This window comes from Desulfobaculum xiamenense, from assembly GCF_011927665.1.
Taxonomy (GTDB): domain Bacteria; phylum Desulfobacterota; class Desulfovibrionia; order Desulfovibrionales; family Desulfovibrionaceae; genus Desulfobaculum; species Desulfobaculum xiamenense.
In genome coordinates, this window is record NZ_JAATJA010000001.1 from 130926 (window position 1) to 149886 (window position 18961).

Here is an 18961-nt window from a genome sequence, read left to right on the forward strand (position 1 = left end):
GGTGGTCCCACCACATCTGTGCCGTTTGTCGCCCTGCGGCAGGGATACGCCATGCCGTCCATGCTGTCCAGAACGGGGGCGGGTTTGCAGCCTCCTCCGCATGCGCCGGGCAGGGGGAATGCGGAGCGTTCGCCCGCCGTACGGCTCCTTCCGCTTGACGCGCCCCACAGTGCTTTGCGAGACTCCGCCCATGCATCTGGCGGACGTGAATCTCAATCTCCTCGTGGCGCTGAAGGCCCTGCTCGACGAGCGGCACGTGAGCCGCGCCGCCGTGCGCTGTCACGTGACCCAGTCGGCCATGAGTAAGAACCTTGCCCGACTGCGTGACATGCTGGGCGATAGGATTCTGGTGCGCAGCGGCAACGCGTTGGTGCGTACGCCCTTGGCCGAGAGCCTCGTGCCCCGGGTGGACGCCATCCTGCGCGACGTTACCGGAGTTCTCGAATCCGGCGGGTTCGACCCCGCCGTCAGCAGACGCGAGTTCGCGGTGTCCGTCACAGACTATCTCGCACAGTATGTGCTTCCGGCGGCGCTGGCACCCGCCTATGCCGAGGCCCCTTACGTCTCGGTGGACATCCGGATATGGAACGTGGACGTGGAGCAGGCTTTGCGCGATGGTCGCGTGGATGTGGCCTCGTGCATCCTGTACGGCCCGGTTGCGCCGGACATGCTCTACAGCGTCACCGGCGAGGACGGCTTCAGTTGCCTTATGCGGGCCGATCATCCGCTGGCGGGCGGGGAGCTGACCCTTGCCGACTATGTCGCCCATTCCCATGTGGTCATCACCTCCGGCACGGACAAGCAGCGCGTCATCGACACGGCCCTCGCCCGCGAGGGCGAACGGCGCAGGGTCGCGCTACGCGTGCCGCTGTATGCCTCCGCCATGGAGATCGTGTCCCGTTCGGACCTTCTGCTTACCGTGCCCGCGCACATCGGCCGCAACCTCGGCCCGCGTTACGGGCTTTTCGCCCGCCCCCTTCCGTTCGACGCGCCCCGTTTCTCGTTCGGCATCATGTGGCATCGCCGCACGGACGCCGACCCCGGCAACATCTGGCTGCGCGGCCATCTGCTGCGCGAGTTGTTCGCCTCGCCATTCGGGCATTAGCTATTCCTTTCAGGCATGAGAATCGTGCCGACTATTCATTTCCAATCATGATTCAAGACGGGTATCCCTTGCCCCTGCGACCCAACGTCGCGATTTCAGGAGAAAGAAGGGATACATGGTCGAAACTCTCGCTACACTGGTCGGAATCGGATTCGTCGGGCAGATGAGTCCGGGACCGGACATGATGATGCTGGTGCGACACAGTATGGGGCGTACGCGCGTTCCCGCGCTGGCCTGCGTGCTCGGCGTCAGCACCGGATTCTGCGTGCACGTGTGTCTGTCCGTGTTCGGACTGGCCGTCCTGCTGCGGCAGAACGTCGAACTGTTCAACGCGGTCCGCTACGCCGGGGCCTGCTATCTGCTGTGGATCGGCGCGCAGTGCCTGCGCTCGCGTTCCGGGCTGAATTTCTCCGACGGTGCGGCCTGCGCGGCGGGCGGCTGGTTCGAAGGCTTTCGTAACGGCCTGTTCTGCAACCTGCTCAATCCCAAGGTCACGCTTTTCGTGTTGAGCGTCTTCACGCAGTTGGTGCGTCCCGAAACGCCGCTTCCGGAAAAGCTGGTCTACGCTTCGGCTCTGGTCGTCGAGACCGTGGCCGTGTGGATGGCCTTCGTGCTTCTTCTATACACTCCCGCCCTGCGGCACGTGCTCGAACGCAGGCAAAACGTCCTGAACGCCTGCGCCGGACTCGTGTTCTGCGTGCTGGGCGGCGCGATATTCGTCATGTGACGATTACCCACGGTCATGCGACACCCACCGCATGGCACCCCAAAAAAAGGAGGCTCCCCCCAAGGAAGGCCTCCTTTTTTTGTGTCTGGAATTCTGGCGGTTGCGTTCAGCCGTGTAGAAAGACCAGCGACGATGTCGGAATGGCAATGCGGACCGGGCCGGATGCGGGCGGCGGTGGGCTGAGCGGCAAAAGGAAGCGCAGGGCGGTTTTTCCCGCGCAGGAGATGCCGAGTTGCACGCCGTGGCCGAGGAAGGTCCGCGTGGTGACGTGGCCCTCGATGACGATGGTGTCTGCGGCGGACTCGCGCGCATCGGCGAGGCGTGCGCCCTCTGGTCGGATGAGCAGCGAGAGCGGGCGCTGGTGCAGGCGGCTTGCGTCGATTTGCGGGTGTCCGGGAACGGTCGCGGCCATCGCGGCGGGGGTGACGCCCACGGGCGTCTGCACGCTGCCGTCTGCCAGCGGATGGGCGGGCAGGATGTTCCGGAAGCCGAGGAAGGCGGCAACGGTGGCGTTGGCCGGGCAGGTGTAGACGGCTTCCGGCGTGTCGAGCTGCAACAGTCGCCCGTCGTCGAATACGGCGATTCTGTCGGCAATGGCGAAGGCCTCGGACTGGTCGTGGGTGACGAAGATGGCCGTTACGCCCACGGTCTTGAGAATGCTTCGCAGGTCGTTGGCGAGGCGTTCGCGCAGGGCGCGGTCCAGCGCGGCCAGCGGTTCGTCGAGCATGAGCAGCCGGGGCTGGGGCGCGAGGCTGCGGGCCAGCGCCACGCGTTGGCGTTCGCCGCCGGAGAGGTCGTCCACGTTGCGCGGACCGAATCCGGTCAGCCCGACGAGTTCGAGTATCTCGTCAGTGCGGCTGCGTATGCGCGCATCGGACATCTTGAGCATGCGCAGGCCGAAGGCCACGTTGGCGGCCACGGACAGATGCGGGAATAGCGCGTACTCCTGAAACATCATGCCGAAACCGCGCCTGTGCGGGGGAATGCCCGCCAGCGGGCGGCCATCGAAGAACACTTCGCCGGAATCCGCCGCTTCGAGCCCCGCGATGATGCGCAGGAGGGTGGTCTTGCCGCAGCCCGAGGGGCCGAGGAAGCACAGCACCTCGCCGCGCGTAAGCTCGAAGCCGATGTCGTGGAGGGAATAGCGCTCGTCGAAGCGCTTGCGGATGTTGCGTACGTCGAGGATGGGCATGTCAGAATTCTCCCCATTCGCGGGGTGTGAAGGTCTCCAGCACGAGGAATCCTGCCGCAGTGACGAGCATGAGCAGAGAACTCATGGCCATGGCCTGACCGTAGTTGAGCACCCCCGGTTGGCCGAGGAAGCGATAGATGGCCAGCGGCATGGTTGGCGTCTGCGGGCGGGCCACGAAGACCGTGGCTCCGAATTCGCCGAGGCTGACGGTGAAGGCAAACACCGCCGCAGCGGCCACGGCGCGCCCGAGGATGGGCAGATCCACCAGCCGCCACACGCGCCATGGCGACGCGCCGAGCATGGCCGCCGCCTCGCGCAGGTTGGCGGGGATGGAGCGCATGACCGGAAGGATGGTGCGCACCACGAAGGGAAAGGCCACCAGCGCGTGCGCCAGCGGCACCAGCGCCAGCGAGGAGCGCAGGTCCAGCGGCGGTTCGTCCAGCGCGATGATGAAGCCGAAGCCGAGAGTCACGGCCGAGGTCGACAGCGGCAGCATGAAGAGCGGATCGAGCAGCGCCCCGATGCGGCCCGAGGACTTGTCCAGCGCCTGTGCGGCGCATAGGCCGAGGATCAGCGCCAGTGCCAGCGCTGCCGTGGCGAAGGCCACGGAGTTGCCGATGGCGGCCATGGGCGGCACGAAGAACAGTGAACTCTCGCTCGTGGTGAACAGCGTTTCGTAGAAGTCCGCGCCCATGCCGTGCGGCGTGCGCAGGGATTGCAGCACCAGTGCCGCCAGCGGCAGGCCCGCCAGCACGCAGACCACCGCGACCTGCGAGACCACGGCCAGTCGTTCGCGCAGGCAGGCGCAGGGCCGCGCCACGGGCCGCGCCGATTGACGCAGGCGGTGCCCCGTGCGGCGTTGCAGCCACGTGTAGGCCCACATGAGGCAGAAGGTGAACAGGATTTGCACCAGCGAGAGGGCGGCGGCCATGGGCAGGTTGAAGATGTGCACGGCCTGTCTGTAGATGGCGACCTCCAGCGTGGCGAAGCGCGATCCGCCAAGCACGAGAATCACGCCGAAGGAACAGAAGCAGAAGATGAACACCAGAAGGCCCGAGGTGATGAGCGCTGGCGCGAGAAGCGGCAACGTCACTTCGCGGAAGGCCCGCAGGCGTGACGCGCCGAGCATCCGTGCGGCCTCGACCAGCGAGGGATCGAGTTTGCTCCAGAAGCCGCCCACAATGCGCAGCACCACCGTGAAGTTGTAGAACACATGGGCCAGCAGGATGATCCAGATGGTGTTGTCCAGCCGGATTGGCGGCGCATCCAGGGTGAAGAGCGCCATGAGCGTTTCATTGACGAGGCCCTTGGGGCCGAGCAGGGCGCGGAACGCCGCCGCCACCACAATGGTCGGCAGCACGAAGGGGATGCCGGTCAGCGTGCGCAGAATCCGTCGCCCGGGAAATTCATAATGCGAGAAGACATAGGCCGCCGGGGTGGCCAGCGCGAGTGTCAGCGCCGTGCTTGCCGCCGCCTGCCATGTGGTGAACCACAGGGTGCGCAGGTAGTAGTCCGAGGCGACCAGCCCGCGCAACCTGTCCGTATCGAAGGTGCCGTCGGGGAAGAGGCCGAGACCGAAGATGGACAGCAGCGGATGGAAATAGAAGACCGCCAGAAACAGAAGCGGCGGCAGGGCCGGAAGAAGTGCGGGCTTGAGGCGGATGGCCTGTTCCTCCGTGGCGGAAGGCCCGACCATGGCCGGGACGCTGGGTTGCGGAGTCGTTTCCGGGCCTTTCCCACGGTGGGAAAGGCCCGGTGAAGTGCGTCAGTCGTGCGCCGCTAGCGGAGCACGGTGGTGGTCCAGGCCTCGATCCAGCGCTCGCGGCCTTCGGCGATGGCCTTGGGATCAAGGCTGGCCGGGACGTCGAGCGCCTTGGCGTGCAACTGGAACACTTCCGGCAACTCGGCGTGCACGTTGGCGGGGTAGACCCACATCTGCAGCGGAATGTCTTCCTGGAAGCTGCGCGAGAGCAGGAAGTCGATGAACTTCCGGGCCAGTTCGGGCTTGCCGGTTCCGCTCAACACGCCCGCGAATTCGATCTGTCGGAAGCCGGTCAGCGGGCCGAGGACGGCGGCGGTGGGCGCTTCGGCGGGCTTCTTCTCCGCGTAGAAAACTTCCGCCGCAGGGCTGGACGCGTAGCTGACCACGATGGGCCGCGTGCCGTCGGACGCTGCGGTGAAATCGCCCCAGTAGGCGCTCTTCCAGCTATCGGCGATCTTCACGCCGTTGGCGGCCAGTGCCTTCCAGTAGTCGAGGTAGCCGTCCTCGCCGAAGGCGGACACGGTGGCCAGCAGGAAGGCGAGGCCGGGCGAGGAGGTGGCCGGGTTCTCGACCACGGTCAGGTCGCGATATTCGGGCTTCGTGAGGTCTTCGAGCGTGGCCGGGGGCGTGAGGCCCTTATCTGCGAACCACTTCTTGTCGTAGTTCAGGCACACGTCGCCGAAGGAGACAGGTGTGAGGCGGTTTTCGGGGTCGAGGCGCAGGGAGTCCGGAATGTCGGCCAGCGCCGGGGAGGCGTAGGGGTCGAAGATGCCGGATTCCACGGCGCGGCTGAAGAAGGTGGAATCCACGCCGACGAACACGTCCGCGAGGGGATTGCCCTTGGCGAGGATGGCCTGATTGAGCCCCGCGCCGGAACCGCTGGTGCGCAGGAACTTCACGGCGGCGTTGTTGGCCTTTTCGAATTCCGCGATGACCTCAGCGCTGACGCTGAAGCTGTCGTGGGTCATCACGGTGAGCACGGTGGGCTCGGCCTGTGCTTCGGGAGCCGCAGGCTTCGCCTTTTCCGCCGGTTCGCTGCCGCAGCCGCTCAGGGCGAGTCCGAGAAGAATCGCCGTCACGGCGAGGAATCTTTTCATGAAAAGCCTCCTTGGCGCTGGTGCGCCGATGTGTCGGAAATATCGTAGCGTGCTGGAACAAGAATAGCAAAATGCGAGTGATGTCAATGGCCGTTGGGGGCGTCTGCCCAAGTGCATATCATTATAATATGGAGCTTGTGCAAGGCGTGACGAGAAGGGCTTGATCATCGGCGGCAAAGTGCGTACCCGACCGGCAGGGAGAGTGACGCTCCCGACAGCCCGACGCCCGGAGGAGAAACCATGGCGGACAATACACTCGTTCTCGGCCTTGCGGCCGGGTATCACTACGGCGACGTGCGGCCCTTTGCCGTGTCCCTCGAATGCAGCGGCTTCAGCGGCCAGTGCGTCTTGTTTGCCTCGCCCACCACTCGCGATGTCGAGCGCATTGAGGCCCACGGGGTTCGCGTCATGCGCTTCGAGCGGTCCGAGTCCTTGGCAGATCTGCCGTACAATGCCCTGCGTTATCATCTCTACCGTGATTTCCTGCGCTCCGCGACCTGCCGCTATTCGCGCATTCTTCTTGCCGATGTGCGGGACGTGGTCTTCCAGTCCGACCCCATGGGCTACCCGTGGGCGGACGGCCTGAACGTCACGCTTGAGGACAGGCATGGCACCATCGGCGCGTGCCCGTACATGACGCGTTGGCTCTGCGGGCACCTTGGCGAGGACGCATGGCGCGCCATCGGCGACCGTCATATTTCCTGCTCCGGCACCACAGTGGGCGATCACGAGGCCGTGCTGGACTACCTCGACCGCATGATCGACCTCATGAACGGCTTCGTTCCGGGGCGGAACATGGCGGGGTTCGATCAAGGCGTGCACAATCACCTGCTGCATAACGACCTGCTGCCACGCGTGAGCGTTCACGATAATTCCGGCCCCATCCTTACCCTCGCGACGCGCCGGGCCGAACCCGTGTGCGACGAGCGTGGCGACGTGCTGGGCGACGGCGGTCGGCCCGCCGTCATCGTTCATCAGTACGACCGCGTTCCCCATCTCTTCTCGCGCATTCGCGCCCGCTTTTCCTGATTGCCTCGGCGCGTTTCGCGCGCCGAGGTTTCTCTCGACATCCTCCTTCCTTATCTCCTCGTTTGTGAAAAGCTGACCTTTTTCGCGTGCGCGTAGGTCCCTTGCGTGCTCCACCTTCCGCCATATGCGACGTCATTGCCGCCACGACGGTGCGCGAAGCTTCGCCTTGCGTGAAAAAATGGACGTTGTCCGCAATTTTTATTCACGCCTCAACATCCCGAATTCATACAGCAATTTCGTTTGAATCAACTGTGCGCGCAGTATTTTCTGCTGCGCATTTCTTCGTGCGCGTGCTCGTCTGCCCTTTGACGACGAAAGAGACATCAAATGCGACGAATATGTCGCTATACAAAAAATTCAAGTAAAACAAGCAATTGGCTACATAAAACGACAGCGGCGACAAATGTGTCGTTTTTCACAAGCGTTTTATGCGGGTCATGGTAGGGGTGATGAGGAGGGTTTTCGTAATAAATACATTGAAATCAGTATGTTATCCATAATGGCCCGTATCTTGATTTAGGAGGGGCGTTCGGCTGGCGCGGCTGGAAGTGTTTGGGCAAATGCGCACAAACGACGGAATGGGCTGTTCCGCGAAAGTCCGCAGGCCGGTCGAACGTGTCCAAGGGATGCTCCCGCACAGGGAGTCCGGGGGATTCTGGCACCCCCCGCTGGATCGAAAACAAGGAGGTAACATGGCTGATACTCGGACACCTAACGGCATGGCTGATCTGCGGCCGGATATGAGGATTCTCGTTCCCGCCGCCATCGTGCTGCTCGTGATCATCGGTTCGTCTGTGCTCTTCCCCGAGAGGAGTCAGGCCATACTGAGCTCGATGTACGGTGCCTTCGTCAATGCAACCGGAACCTGGTACCTGTGGGTGACTTTCGCAATGATCTGTCTCTCCGCGTTCTTCGCCATGAGCAAGTATGGCGACATCAAGTTCGGAGCGCCGGACGAGAAGCCCGAGTTCAATACCTACTCGTGGCTGGCCATGATGTTCTGTTCCGGCGTTGCCGGTGCGGTGATGTTCTGGTCCATTGTTGAACCCCTGTGGGACCTGATTTCCCTGCCGCAGTATGCAGAACCCATGAGCCGCGAGGCCTTCGAGTGGTCGCTGGCCTACGTCATGCTGCACTGGGGACCGGTGACTTGGCCCTGGTACGTCATCGTCGCGCTGCCCATCTGCTACATGTTCCACACGCAGAAGAAACCCGTGCTGCGCATCAGTTCCGCCGCTGAACCGTTTCTCGGCAAGAGCCGTGTTGACGGCTGGCTCGGCAAGTTCATCGAGGTCTTCTTCATTATTGGCCTCATGTTCTCCAACGCCGCCGTCATGGGTGTCTCGCTGCCCATCGTGAACCACGCCCTTGCCAGCACCTTCGGCTTCGAGCCGAGCTTCGGCATGGAGCTTGTGATTCTCGGTGTGTCGGCCGTCATCTTCACCACTTCGGTCTGTGCAGGTCTCAAGAAGGGCATCAAGATCCTTTCCGACGTGAACGTGCTCATCGCATTGTCCATGGTGGCGTTCACCTTCATCGTTGGTCCCACCACGTTCATCGTGGACAACTTCACCAACGCCTTCGGAAAGATGACTGGCAACTTCTTCGAGATGCTGTTCTGGACCGCGCCCTTCGAGGCGAACAGCTTCCCCAAGGACTGGACGGTCTTCTACGCGCTGTGGATGGCATCGTACGGTCCGTTCATGGGGCTTTTCATCGCCCGCATCTCGCGTGGCCGCACCGTGCGTGAGGTCATCATGATGGGCATTTTCGGTGGCATTGCCGGCTCCTTCCTGATCCATGGCGTGTTCGGCGGCTTTACCCTGCATCAGCAGTGGACCGGTGCCGTTGATGCCGTGGGCGTGCTCAAGGCCTCCGGCGGTCCCGCCGCCCTCGTTGCCGTGCTGAATTCCCTGCCCGGCAGCGTGATCGTACTCATTGGATACTGCGTTTTCTCCACCATCTTCCTCGCAACCAGCGTGGACTCCTGCGCCTACGTCATCTCCTGCGCCGCCACCACGAAGCTGGTGCCCGGCACGGAGCCGACCCGAGGTCATCGCTTCTTCTGGGCAGCCATGCAGGCCGGTCTGGCCCTTGCGGCCATCACCCTTGGAGGCCTTGGACCGGTGAAGATCTTCGCGAACTTCGCGGGCGCACTGATGCTCATCCCCATCACGTTCGTCGTGATCAGTTGGTTCAAGATGATCAAGGGCTACAAGGCCCCCGCTGAGCGCAGGGAAGAGCGCGTGGAAAGCGTCGCACAGACTGTAACCGCACAGGCCGGAGCGGGCGAGTAGGGCTGAACGTCCCCCCCCGTCCGGTCGATTTATCGAGAACAATCAGGAGGATCAAATGGCTAGAGTAGCAAAGCGTGCCGCGCTTCTGGGCTTCGACTGCATGATTCCCAAGCGCCTTCAGGCTCTGGTTGACGAGGGCGCACTGCCCAACTTCCAGAAGTTCATCGAGGGCGGCAGTTACATGACCGAGGGCTTCAACATGCCCACCGTTACCCCGCCGTCTTGGGCCAGCATCTGCACCGGTGCCTACCCCCGTACCCACGGCGTGGAAGACTACTACTACTATCTCGAAGGCAGCAGCCTCGAACACCACAAGACCTGCCAGGCCTTCGGTTCCGAGCCGCTGACCGCCCAGACCATCTGGGACGCGTGGGACAAGCAGGGCAAGCAGTGCCTCGTGGTCAACTACCCCATGTCCTGGCCGTCTCACATGAAGAACGGCGTGATGGTGCAGGGTCAGGGTCTGTCCCCGGCCGAGTCCCGCTGGAAGGAGCTTGGCAACGGCCATAAGGAATGGCTCGCCTCCGAAGGCGTCATTGCCACGGATTTCTACCCCATGGGTGAGCAGGTTCGCTTCGACGACGCCAAGGGCTGGAAGAATCTGCCCGAGAACGCCGAGGAGCCCCTCGAATTCGCCGTGCGCATGCACTTTAAGGAATCCATGGATCCTCTTGAGGATCAGGTCTGGTACGGCCTGACCTGGGAGTCCGAGGACGACGGCTACGACATCTTCGCCCTGTGCCCCGAAAAGGACTTCGAGAAGGCCTTCTTCGTCCTGCGCCAGGGTGAATGGTCCGACGTGGTGAAGCACGACTTCGTCATCAAGTCCGACGGCCGCACCGAGCCCGGCACCTTCCGCGCCAAGCTGCTCCAGCTCTCCGACGACGCCGAGGACTTCACCCTCTACGTCACCGGCATCTCCGGCCGCCACGGCTTCATCGCCCCGGCCGACGGCGTGAAGGGCGTGGACTGGGATCAGCACATCATCTGCAACGACATGGGCTTCGTCGCCTTCGTCCACGGCATCATCGACATGCAGACCGTGGTCGAGGTGGCCGAGTTCCACTCCCAGTGGGTGACCGAGCTGTGCCTGAAGACCATGGAGTCCAATCCCAACTGGGATCTGTTCTACATGCACACCCACCTGATCGACTGGTTCTATCACGGCTGGCTGTCCGAGATGGAGAGCACCGATCCCGAGGTCGCCAAGAAGGCCCTCGACATGGAGCGCGCCATCTACCAGATCGAGGACCGTTTCCTCGGCCGCATGATGGAAGCCATGGATGACGGCGAGACCCTCGTGTGCTGCGTGTCCGACCACGGCGCAACCCGCCTCGGTCCGATCCTCAACACCGCCGAGGCCCTGAAGGCCAAGGGTCTGACCTCCTACGAGCCCAAGAAGACCGAGAACTACTGGGAGATCTACGAGGAGTCCGAGGGCTTCAACTACGAGCTGGACGTGACCAAGTCCAAGGCCGTGCCCCAGCGCTACATGTTCGTCTACGTCAACCTCGCCTCCAAGTACCCCGGTGGCATCGTGGCCGACGAGGATTACGAAAAGGTGCGCGGTGAGATCATCGACGCCCTCTACGACTACAAGCACCCCGAGACCGGCGAACGCCCGGTGCTGCTCGCGGTGCGTAAGGAAGACGCCGCCGTCTTCGGCATGGGCGGAGCCCAGGCCGGTGACGTCGTCTACGTCCTCAAGCCCGAGTACATGGCCGAGCACGGCTACGGCCTGCCCACCGGCGAATGCGGCCTCGGCACCCTGAAGAACTGCATGTTCTTCAAGGGCCCCGGCATCCGCAAGAACTACCGCTACGAGCGCCCCCGTTGGCTCGTCGATGTGGTTCCGACCTTCTGCTACGCCACCGGCAACCCCGTTCCGGCTGACGTAGAGGGTGCTCCGATCTATCAGATCTTCGAGAACCCGAACCTGGTCGACTAGTCGACCTGAACAGGCCCCAACCGCGGGCTGGGCACCGGCGCATCAGCCGGTGCCCGCCCCGTCCAACACAGGCAATCGTCTCTGCGCGTCGCGCGGTGGACGGCCCAGACCGCAGCGGATTTTCCCGAGGCGTCGAAGGGCAGGCCTGACATCCTGTTCGAAACCGGGGCGGTCCGGCACATGCCGTGGACCGCGAGTGGCGACGATGGTTGTGGGTGAATGCTGACTCTGGTGCACGAGATGAAGCCCCGGCATTGCGGGTCCGGATGGCCCGGAAACGGACGGGGCGTGAACCTTAAAGTCATATACGGACGCATTGAGATGCTTTTTTTCATGAACAAGCCCGATGTGAAGATGCTTGACCGCGTCAGGATGATCGGTGGCGACGAGGAGAAGCTCTTGCTTCTGGTCGGCGACGCCGTGACCTTCGCCACGCCGTTCTTCGAGGAACGCCTTGAGGAACTGGACGTGGACGAGGTCTTTGCCGCCAAGGACGCCGTCGAGGCCCGCAACCTTGAACTGAGCGACGAATGCTCGGTTGTCGACTACGACGAAATGGTGGACCTGCTGCTTACCGGCGGCGAAAAGGTCATTTCGTTATAAGGAGATCAGCGATGGCTAACCTGACCATGATTCTGCTTTCGGGTGCTGCGGAGAACGAGGATTCCGTTTTCGCCACCCGTTTGACCGAGGCCGCACTGGCCAAGGGTCACAAGGTGCAGATCTATCTCTTCGGCAACGGCGTGAACCTTTCCAAGAAGGAATTCCCCATCGAGGGCGACCTGCACATCGCGGGCAGGCTGCTGGAGCACATCGAGCCGACCAAGGTCATCGACGCGCTCGGCGCGCTCACCGAGAAGGGAGCCGACATCTCCACCTGCCACACCAACGAGCACGCCCGCGGCATCGAGTCGCGCGAGTATGCCGGTGGCATCAAGTGGGGCGATGTGGGCGGCACGTTCAGCAAGTATCTCATGACCACGGACGTTCTGCTGACCGTGGGTCACTAGGGGAGACTGACATGATTGGATCCGCATGCTGGGTCGTGAGCAAGCCCCTTGGCGTTGAGGCTTCCGCACTGGGAATCCGCACCGCCTGGGCCACCCACCAGAACGGTTTCGAAACCAAGCTGCTTTTTGCCGAGGATGGCGTGTGGTGCCTCATTGGCAACCCCGGGTACCACACCTCCATGCTGGAGGACTTTCTCGGGCAGGACGGCGAGGTGTACTGCATCCGCCAGTCCCTTGAGCTGCGCGGCATTGATGAGGATGCCCTGATCGACGGCGTCGAGGTTATCGACGAGTCCGATGTGCGGGAACTGTGTGATGAATGCGAAACCGTGAGCTACTTCTAGCCCGATTTCAGGAGAGAAAAATGGCCGTTAACGTAACCTACGAACGACTCGACGAGAATAACGATCTGTTCACCCTCGGAGCGCAGGCGCTGCCCGAAATTCGTGTGGACTACGCCGCCCTCAGCGCTGAAGACCGCAATCAGGAGCACATGGGCGCCCGGCTGCTGTGCATGGCCGCACTGGCCTGCTACACCAACACCTTCGCCAACAGCCTCAAGCGCAAGGGCGCGGAGATCAAGTTCATGCGCGCCAACGCAACCACGTCCAAGGACAAGGACGAAGTGATGCGCACCAAGTACTGCACGCTGGACATCACCGTCGAGGTCGGCCTCGACGAGCAGTACCGCGAGGCCTTCGAGGAAGTGAAGGACAACATGCTCAACGGTTCGCTTCTGACCTACTCCCTCGAAGAGGCCATGGACGTGGACTACAAGCTGAGCATGGTCACCGCGTAAACGAAACTGTCTTTCGTCTTTCGTAACGAATTGAGCAACAGGCCGCGCAGCACGAGATGCGCGCGGCATACATGAAGGAGATCCACAATGGCTGACAAGAAAGTTATCCTGCTGACCGCAGCAACCGCCGACCTCGCCGCTGGCGACGCCGTGAAGAAGTTCGCCAAGAAGGCCGTTTCCCTGAACACCTACGCCGCTGGCGACGTCCTCGCCGAGGCTTCGCAGGTTGCCGGTGCCGTGAAGGTTGCCCCCGAGGGCCTTGCCGCCGCCTTCGAAGGCGACGCCGCATTCGCCATCGTCGAGGCTGGCGCGGACCTGAACGCCACCATGGACGCCGTGCTCGAAGCCGCCGACCGCCGCACCCTCGTTGTGCTTGCCGCCGACAACGGCCTGTTCTTCTACGGCCTTGGCGTGAAGAAGAAGGAAGAGATCGCCCGTGCTGCCGCTGCCTGCGACGTGGTGCCCACCATCTGCTACGTGGCCGACCTCGAAGTGCCTGCCGAAACCACCGGCGCGGTGCTCTATCAGGTCCTCAAGGACCCCAACCTCAAGATGAACGAGATCAACAAGCTGAAGGAAGCCCTGTCTCGCATGGAGGCTGCCCTCCAGCGTGACAATCGCGAGCCCTGGGACAAGCACGACTGCGCCTAGTCTGCTTCCCTGACGGGAGTATCTGCCGGGACCGGGTGGTCCGGTCCCGGTTATTGGCATGGGTATGAAGTTTCCTCTTCGGGGTGGTTTTACGGTCTTGGGGCCGTGGAACCACCCCGATTTGCGTTTTTCGGCCGTGTTCGCGGGCGGTGTGGTGGCGGGAAATGTCGGGTTCGGTACATTTTTTTCTTGAAAGGTTCGACGCGCGAATGTATTGCCGCTAGCTTGCGTCGCGACGTGTCGGCGATGGCGACAGGTATGTCGCCTGCGACAAGAGTGTCGCCAGCGCAAAAGCGCAATGATTTCGGTGGATTGCTGGTGTTGGTCCGCGCATTGCGACAGAAATGTCCGCAGCGGCGTCGAAAATGTCATCAACCCTTCGGGATAAAGTCCATGAAATCAGCGCATTAGCGTTGAATGAGTGGCTGGCACGAAGCATGCTAATGCCGTGTCGGATGTGCGTCGAGATGATGCACGAATTGTTCGGCAGCACCAGTCGGACGCGGTGAATCCCGCCGCGGACGTGGCCCCAAGGGGCCGCTGCATGCCCGTAGTACCTCCAGCGGGCCGGACGCGTCTTCAGGATGCAGGGAAAGGGCGGTCATCATGCCAGAGCGACTGCCCGATCATGCGGGAGCTAGCCTGAAGCGCCGAAGGAACGCACGGGAATGCGCGGCGTTGTCGAAGGAACATGCCGGTGGATGGAACAGGACTCAGCCCAATTCGTCCTGCCCGCCGCCGAAAGCTTTGCACATGCACACCCGCGGGAGTCGAGCGAATGCACAGCTCCTCTCCGCGATCGTAGGCCTAGCCAAAACGGCCTGCGGCACGGGGCGCGTTCCGCCGCCCCGCGGATGCCTCCTCCCCGTCTCCGGACCGCGTAACGCGCCGTCCGGGGACGAGGCGGGGTGGGGGCGGTGCGATATTACTCTTGCCCGCGGCCTTGCCGCGGTTTTTCAGTTTCTGGCGCAGGGCAGGGATGTCCGGGCCGGGAGCGAGCGGGACAGCCCCCGCTCCAAGGAGTATCCAATGCGTCGTTTTGGCACCTTTTTCTCGTCCCTGGCCTTCGGCTATGTTCTCGTGGCCCTGTCCATCGTGAACTGGTCTGGCAATTTCGTTGCCGCGCGGGCCATGGCGGACATTCTTCCCCCCGCCACCCTCAACCTGATCCGCTGGGCCATTGCGACGCTGGTCTTTCTGCCCTTTGGCATCCGCCCCATGTGGCGCGAGCGCAAGGCCGTCATGTCCGCGCTGCCCGAGCTGTGCCTCATCGCCCTGTTCGGCATTTCGCTGTTCGATGTGTTGACCTTTGTGGCGGGAAGCACTACCGCAGCGCTGAACATGTCGCTCATTTCCACGCTGTCGCCCGTGTTCACCTTCGTGTTGGCCCATTTCTTCCTCGGCGAGGAGATGAGCCCGCGCACCGCCCTTGGCGTGTTCGTGAGTATGTGCGGCGTGGTTGTCCTCGTCACCGGCGGCGACGTGGCCAGCATCTGTCACCTCACCTTTTCGGTGGGTGATCTGCTGATGCTTATCGTCGCGTGCATGTCCTCGGGGTATAACATCTTCGTGAAGAGGGTCTCCGGCCGCCTCAGCCAGTCGGCCATGCTTATGAGTACCTTTATTCTCGGCGTGGTCTTCATCGTGCCCATGTTCGCGTGGGAGGTCTGGCGCGGAGCCGAGATTCCGGAGATCACCGCCCGCACGTGGGGCGTGCTGGTCTATCTCGGCGTGTTCGCGTCGGTCCTGTGCTACCTGTTCTGGAATATGGCCGTGGCCATCATCGGAGCGGGCCGTACGACGCTGTTCTACTACACCATTCCCTTCTGCAGCGGGCTGCTCGCGTGGTTCATGCTCGGGGAGGAAGTGAATGCGGCCCAGTTGTACAGCGGCGTATTCATCTTTGGCGGAATCATCATCTGTCTGACCCGGCGGCAGACGCCACGCCGTAACGGTGTGGTCGGCGTCGTGGTCGGGGAGGGAGGCGTTTCGTGAATAGACACAAGCTTGCAGCGTCACTGCCGTGGAACGTGTTCCTGCTGACGGCGGGATCCTTCGTCTTCATCCTCGGGTTCAACGGCATCGCCGTACACCACTCCTTCGTGCCGTCTGGACTGTACGGTTTCGCCGTCTTCAGTTCGTATGTGATGCCCAACATCGACACCAGCGTGTGGTATCTGCTCTTTAATGGGCCGATCTTTCTGCTGGCATGGAAGGGCGTGGGGCGGCGGTTCTTCTGGTTGAACCTGTTCTGCATGGGTGTGGTCACCCTGCTGACGGCAACGCTGCATCTTGATTTCGGCATCAGGGACCGCATGTGCGCGGCCATTGCCTCGGGCGCCCTCATGGGCGCCGGCGCGGGCATCATCCTGCGTTCCTACGGCGCTGGCGGCGGACTCGACATCGTGGCCGTGATGCTCCACCACCGTTACAACATCCGTTTCGGTGTGTTCTATTTTCTTATCAACGCCTGCCTGATGACGCTCGTTGCCTCGCGCTTCGAGCCTGATCTGGTGGTGGCGTCGCTGGTGGTGCTGTTCATCAACTCCGTGGCCACTGAGTATGCGCTGTCCCTGTTCAACCAGCGCAAGTCCGTGGTGGTGATGTCCGCCCGCTTCCGCGAGATTGCCGACAAGCTGACCGAGCGTGGCATGCGGGCCACCATCATCCGCGCCGAGGGGGCCTACTCCGGGCGCGAGGCGAACATGCTGTACTGCATCACGGACAATCTGCGTCTGAAGACCCTCGAAGGCCTTGTCTTCGACGAGGACCCGGACGCCATCTTCATCGTCGAGAACACGTTCAACGTCTTTGGTGCGGACTTCAGCCCGCGCAAGGTGTATGAATAGAGATTAGGCATAGTGGATCCTCCCTGCCGGATTCGTGATGGGGATCCGAACCGGCAGGGAGCCCACACTTTCCCTTTCTTGCCAACGAGCTTTCCGCTCGTCTGGTCCCTTCCTCTTCCCTCTTTCCTTTCGATTATCGGAATCCGTCAGAGCGCATCGTGTGGTGCGCCCACTTCGTTCGTCGCGTGCTCTGCGCCCGTGTTGTCACCGGCCGCGTTCTGCGTCGCCTTGACGAGCACGTCATGCATCGTGAACCAGTTCGTGAAGCCCAGTGCGGTGGGACAGAGGCGTGGCCCGTAATCCGGATGGTAGACCCAGCGCACCCAGAAGATGGTAATGCACACGATCCAGAACAATGCATCGTTTCGTAGAGATTTGTAGGCTTGGCGAAGGTGGGTGGCATTGGCTTCACCGTTGGAGAGGGGCCGTGCGGCCAGGCGGGCTTGGCTGACGAGGAAGGCGATGCATGCGGCATCGAAGAGCGCGGTCGGAATGCGCGTGCCCAGGAACATGACGACGACGCACAGGATCAGCGCGGAGGCGGTGTAGATTTTCGTAAAGAGCCAGTGCCTGTCACGCAGGGTGGAGAGGCGGGCGCATTCCTCGTTCATGGCGTATCCGGATGGCCGAGCAGTCGGGCTTGCGCCGGGCGGGGTGCGGATGTCGGCAGGCGGCGTGCCCCCCGGCGCGTGAGAGGTGCCTGCCGGACGCCATGCGATACGTCCGTGCGTATCGGTTGTCAAATAGATGTTTGGCGAACGGGCGGCGTGTCGGGCCTGCGTGCGGCGAGGTTTTGTGCTTGCTGCGCGGGTGCGTTCGGTCCTTGCGCATCAAGCTGCGCCACGAGGCGCTCCAGCTCGTCCAGCCGCTTCAGGCGTGGGGCGAGTTCGGGATACTTGAGGGCGACCGTGTCCTCGGAGCGCAGCATGGCGGCCAGCGAGAGCAGCATGGGCACGATGACGACGATCATGAGGCTTCCCGCGATGTTGGCCCACGTCTTCATTGGGCCGAGCCCGCCGACGAGGAGCATGGAGCCGGGCAGCAGGGCCTGCAGGAAGGCCCAGAAGAAGCGGTGCGAAACGCTGGGATTGTCGCCGGGGCGCATCCTGCGCGTGCATGCGGCCGAGAGTGCGTAGGCCGAGGAATCGACGCTGGTGGCCAGAAAGATCGTGGAGAATACGCAATATGCGCCAAGCACCAGTGTGCCGCACGGAAGCGAGCCGAGCATGGCCACCACGGCCTGCGCCGCTCCGGATTCGCGCAGGATGGCCACGCCGTCCACCGCGCCGGTAAGCTGCTGATGCAGGGCGAAACCGCCGAACACCCCGTGGATGAGCCAGCCCCCGAGAATCCCGGAGACCATCCCGAGCGATACGATCTGGCGCACGGTGCGCCCGCGCGAGATGCGGGCGATGAATAGTCCCATGAACGGCCCGTAGGAGGCCATCCACAGCGCGTAGAAGACCGTCCAGTCCTGCGGGAAGGTCCCGGACGTGTGTGGGTCCGTCCACAGCGACATGGCCGGGAAGTGGCTGAGCAGCTGGCCCACGGCGTTGGTGAAGTTGTCCACGATGAACAGCGTCGGCCCGGCGAAGAGACCGAAGGCCACCAGCGCGAGGGCGATGCAGACGTTCAGGTGGCTCAGCCGGGCAATGCCGCGCTCCAGCCCGAGGGCGACGCTTGCACTGAAGACGACGGTGCTCAGCCCGAGGATGCCGAACTGGAGGCCGAGGGTCGGTTCCACGCCCAGCGTACGCGAAAGCGAGTGGGCGATGATGGGCACCGATATGCCCATGACCGCGCAGTTGCTCCCCACGAGGCCGATGCAGAAGAAAATGTCGATGATCCGACCGGGCAGACCGTCCACCCGAGGGCCGAGGGCGTCGCGGCAGGCGGCGCTGATGCGCAGCACCGGGGAGTGACGCTTGTGGTGCATGTAGCAGACCGGCAGCGCGCAGATGACGTACCACGACCATGTCAGCGGTCCCCAGTGGAAGAGGACGTAGGTCGTGGCCCAGCCGTAGGCGTCCGCCGAGAAAGGTTCCGCGTGCATGGGCGGCGAGGACAGCGTGAACAGCGGTTCCGCCACGGCCCAGTACATGACCGCCCCGGCCACCCCCGTGCAGAACATCATGGAAATCCACGAGAAGTCGGAGAAGGCAGGCTTTTCGTCCGCGCCGCCGAAGCGCACGTTTCCGTAGCGGCCAAATATGAAGTATATCGCCAGTCCCGTCAGCAGCAGGGTGCACCACAGAAAGAGCGAGCCGAAGTTTGTGGTGATGGCGCGGAACACGGCGTCGAGGGCCATGGCGCTGCGCTGCGGAAACAGGATGAACAGCGCGCTCGCGCAGAGGATGACCGCCGCAGCAGGGAGGGCGATTCTCAGGTCCGCAGTTGGTGTGGATACTTTTGAGGCATGTGTGGACATGTCGGATGCGGGTGGTGTCTGTGCCGCGCGAAATAATGGCGAGTGGCGGCGGTTGCGGCGAATGTGC

General features: G+C 62.9%; 17 protein-coding genes. 12 read left to right on the forward strand and 5 right to left on the reverse strand.

Going from position 1 to position 18961, the window contains the following annotated elements; all coding sequences use genetic code 11:
* Nucleotides 1-118 precede the first annotated feature (118 nt).
* Entirely contained in the window at nucleotides 119-1105 is a 987-nt protein-coding gene (locus GGQ74_RS00610) for a LysR family transcriptional regulator (protein ID WP_167939616.1), read from the forward strand.
* A gap of 115 nt (nucleotides 1106-1220) precedes the next feature.
* A complete protein-coding gene (locus GGQ74_RS00615) occupies nucleotides 1221-1832 on the forward strand; it encodes a LysE family translocator (protein ID WP_167939617.1) in 612 nt (203 codons plus the stop codon).
* Nucleotides 1833-1938: 106 nt separating this feature from the next.
* Here GGQ74_RS00615 and GGQ74_RS00620 read toward each other — a convergent pair whose 3' ends face one another.
* The 3 genes from GGQ74_RS00620 to GGQ74_RS00630 all read right to left on the reverse strand — a co-directional run bounded on the left by GGQ74_RS00620 (nucleotide 1939) and on the right by GGQ74_RS00630 (nucleotide 5883).
* Nucleotides 1939-3024: an ABC transporter ATP-binding protein gene (locus GGQ74_RS00620; RefSeq protein WP_167939618.1), complete on the reverse strand. Its 1086-nt coding sequence runs from the start codon at nucleotides 3022-3024 to the stop codon at nucleotides 1939-1941.
* Between the two features lies 1 nt (nucleotide 3025).
* Nucleotides 3026-4720 carry an ABC transporter permease gene (locus tag GGQ74_RS00625; protein ID WP_167939619.1) on the reverse strand — a complete coding sequence of 565 codons (1695 nt, stop codon included), beginning with the start codon at nucleotides 4718-4720 and terminating at the stop codon, nucleotides 3026-3028.
* 83 nt (nucleotides 4721-4803) lie between these two features.
* A complete protein-coding gene (locus tag GGQ74_RS00630; protein ID WP_167939620.1) occupies nucleotides 4804-5883 on the reverse strand; it encodes a thiamine ABC transporter substrate-binding protein in 1080 nt (359 codons plus the stop codon).
* 240 nt (nucleotides 5884-6123) lie between these two features.
* Here GGQ74_RS00630 and GGQ74_RS00635 point away from each other — a divergent pair, with 240 nt between their 5' ends.
* The 10 genes from GGQ74_RS00635 (at nucleotide 6124) to GGQ74_RS00680 (ending at nucleotide 16466) form a co-directional block, all read left to right on the forward strand.
* Nucleotides 6124-6912 (forward strand): hypothetical protein, encoded by a 789-nt coding sequence (locus GGQ74_RS00635; protein WP_167939621.1) that lies wholly within the window; start codon nucleotides 6124-6126, stop codon nucleotides 6910-6912.
* A gap of 692 nt (nucleotides 6913-7604) precedes the next feature.
* Complete coding sequence (locus GGQ74_RS00640) at nucleotides 7605-9209, forward strand: BCCT family transporter (RefSeq protein ID WP_167939622.1); 1605 nt, start codon at nucleotides 7605-7607, stop codon at nucleotides 9207-9209.
* A 55-nt stretch (nucleotides 9210-9264) separates the two neighbouring features.
* Nucleotides 9265-11157: an alkaline phosphatase family protein gene (locus GGQ74_RS00645; RefSeq protein WP_167939623.1), complete on the forward strand. Its 1893-nt coding sequence runs from the start codon at nucleotides 9265-9267 to the stop codon at nucleotides 11155-11157.
* Nucleotides 11158-11490: 333 nt separating this feature from the next.
* Entirely contained in the window at nucleotides 11491-11760 is a 270-nt protein-coding gene (locus GGQ74_RS00650; RefSeq protein ID WP_245168049.1) for a DsrH/TusB family sulfur relay protein, read from the forward strand.
* An 11-nt stretch (nucleotides 11761-11771) separates the two neighbouring features.
* Nucleotides 11772-12167, forward strand: coding sequence for a DsrE family protein (locus GGQ74_RS00655; RefSeq protein ID WP_167939624.1), 396 nt, complete (start codon nucleotides 11772-11774; stop codon nucleotides 12165-12167).
* An 11-nt stretch (nucleotides 12168-12178) separates the two neighbouring features.
* A complete protein-coding gene (locus GGQ74_RS00660; protein ID WP_167939625.1) occupies nucleotides 12179-12511 on the forward strand; it encodes a DsrH/TusB family sulfur metabolism protein in 333 nt (110 codons plus the stop codon).
* 20 nt (nucleotides 12512-12531) lie between these two features.
* Entirely contained in the window at nucleotides 12532-12966 is a 435-nt protein-coding gene (locus tag GGQ74_RS00665; protein WP_167939626.1) for an OsmC family protein, read from the forward strand.
* 87 nt (nucleotides 12967-13053) lie between these two features.
* Nucleotides 13054-13617 carry a hypothetical protein gene (locus GGQ74_RS00670; RefSeq protein ID WP_167939627.1) on the forward strand — a complete coding sequence of 188 codons (564 nt, stop codon included), beginning with the start codon at nucleotides 13054-13056 and terminating at the stop codon, nucleotides 13615-13617.
* 1029 nt (nucleotides 13618-14646) lie between these two features.
* Nucleotides 14647-15612 (forward strand): DMT family transporter, encoded by a 966-nt coding sequence (locus GGQ74_RS00675; RefSeq protein WP_167939628.1) that lies wholly within the window; start codon nucleotides 14647-14649, stop codon nucleotides 15610-15612.
* Nucleotides 15609-16466, forward strand: a complete 858-nt coding sequence (locus GGQ74_RS00680; protein ID WP_167939629.1) for a YitT family protein — start codon at nucleotides 15609-15611, stop codon at nucleotides 16464-16466. Before GGQ74_RS00675 ends, GGQ74_RS00680 begins: the two co-directional genes overlap by 4 nt.
* 146 nt (nucleotides 16467-16612) lie before the next feature.
* Here the strand turns inward: GGQ74_RS00680 and GGQ74_RS00685 are convergent, their stop codons facing one another.
* Nucleotides 16613-17077, reverse strand: a complete 465-nt coding sequence (locus tag GGQ74_RS00685; RefSeq protein ID WP_167939630.1) for a hypothetical protein — start codon at nucleotides 17075-17077, stop codon at nucleotides 16613-16615.
* Between the two features lie 128 nt (nucleotides 17078-17205).
* Nucleotides 17206-18894 carry a BCCT family transporter gene (locus tag GGQ74_RS00690; protein ID WP_167939631.1) on the reverse strand — a complete coding sequence of 563 codons (1689 nt, stop codon included), beginning with the start codon at nucleotides 18892-18894 and terminating at the stop codon, nucleotides 17206-17208.
* Nucleotides 18895-18961: the final 67 nt, after the last annotated feature.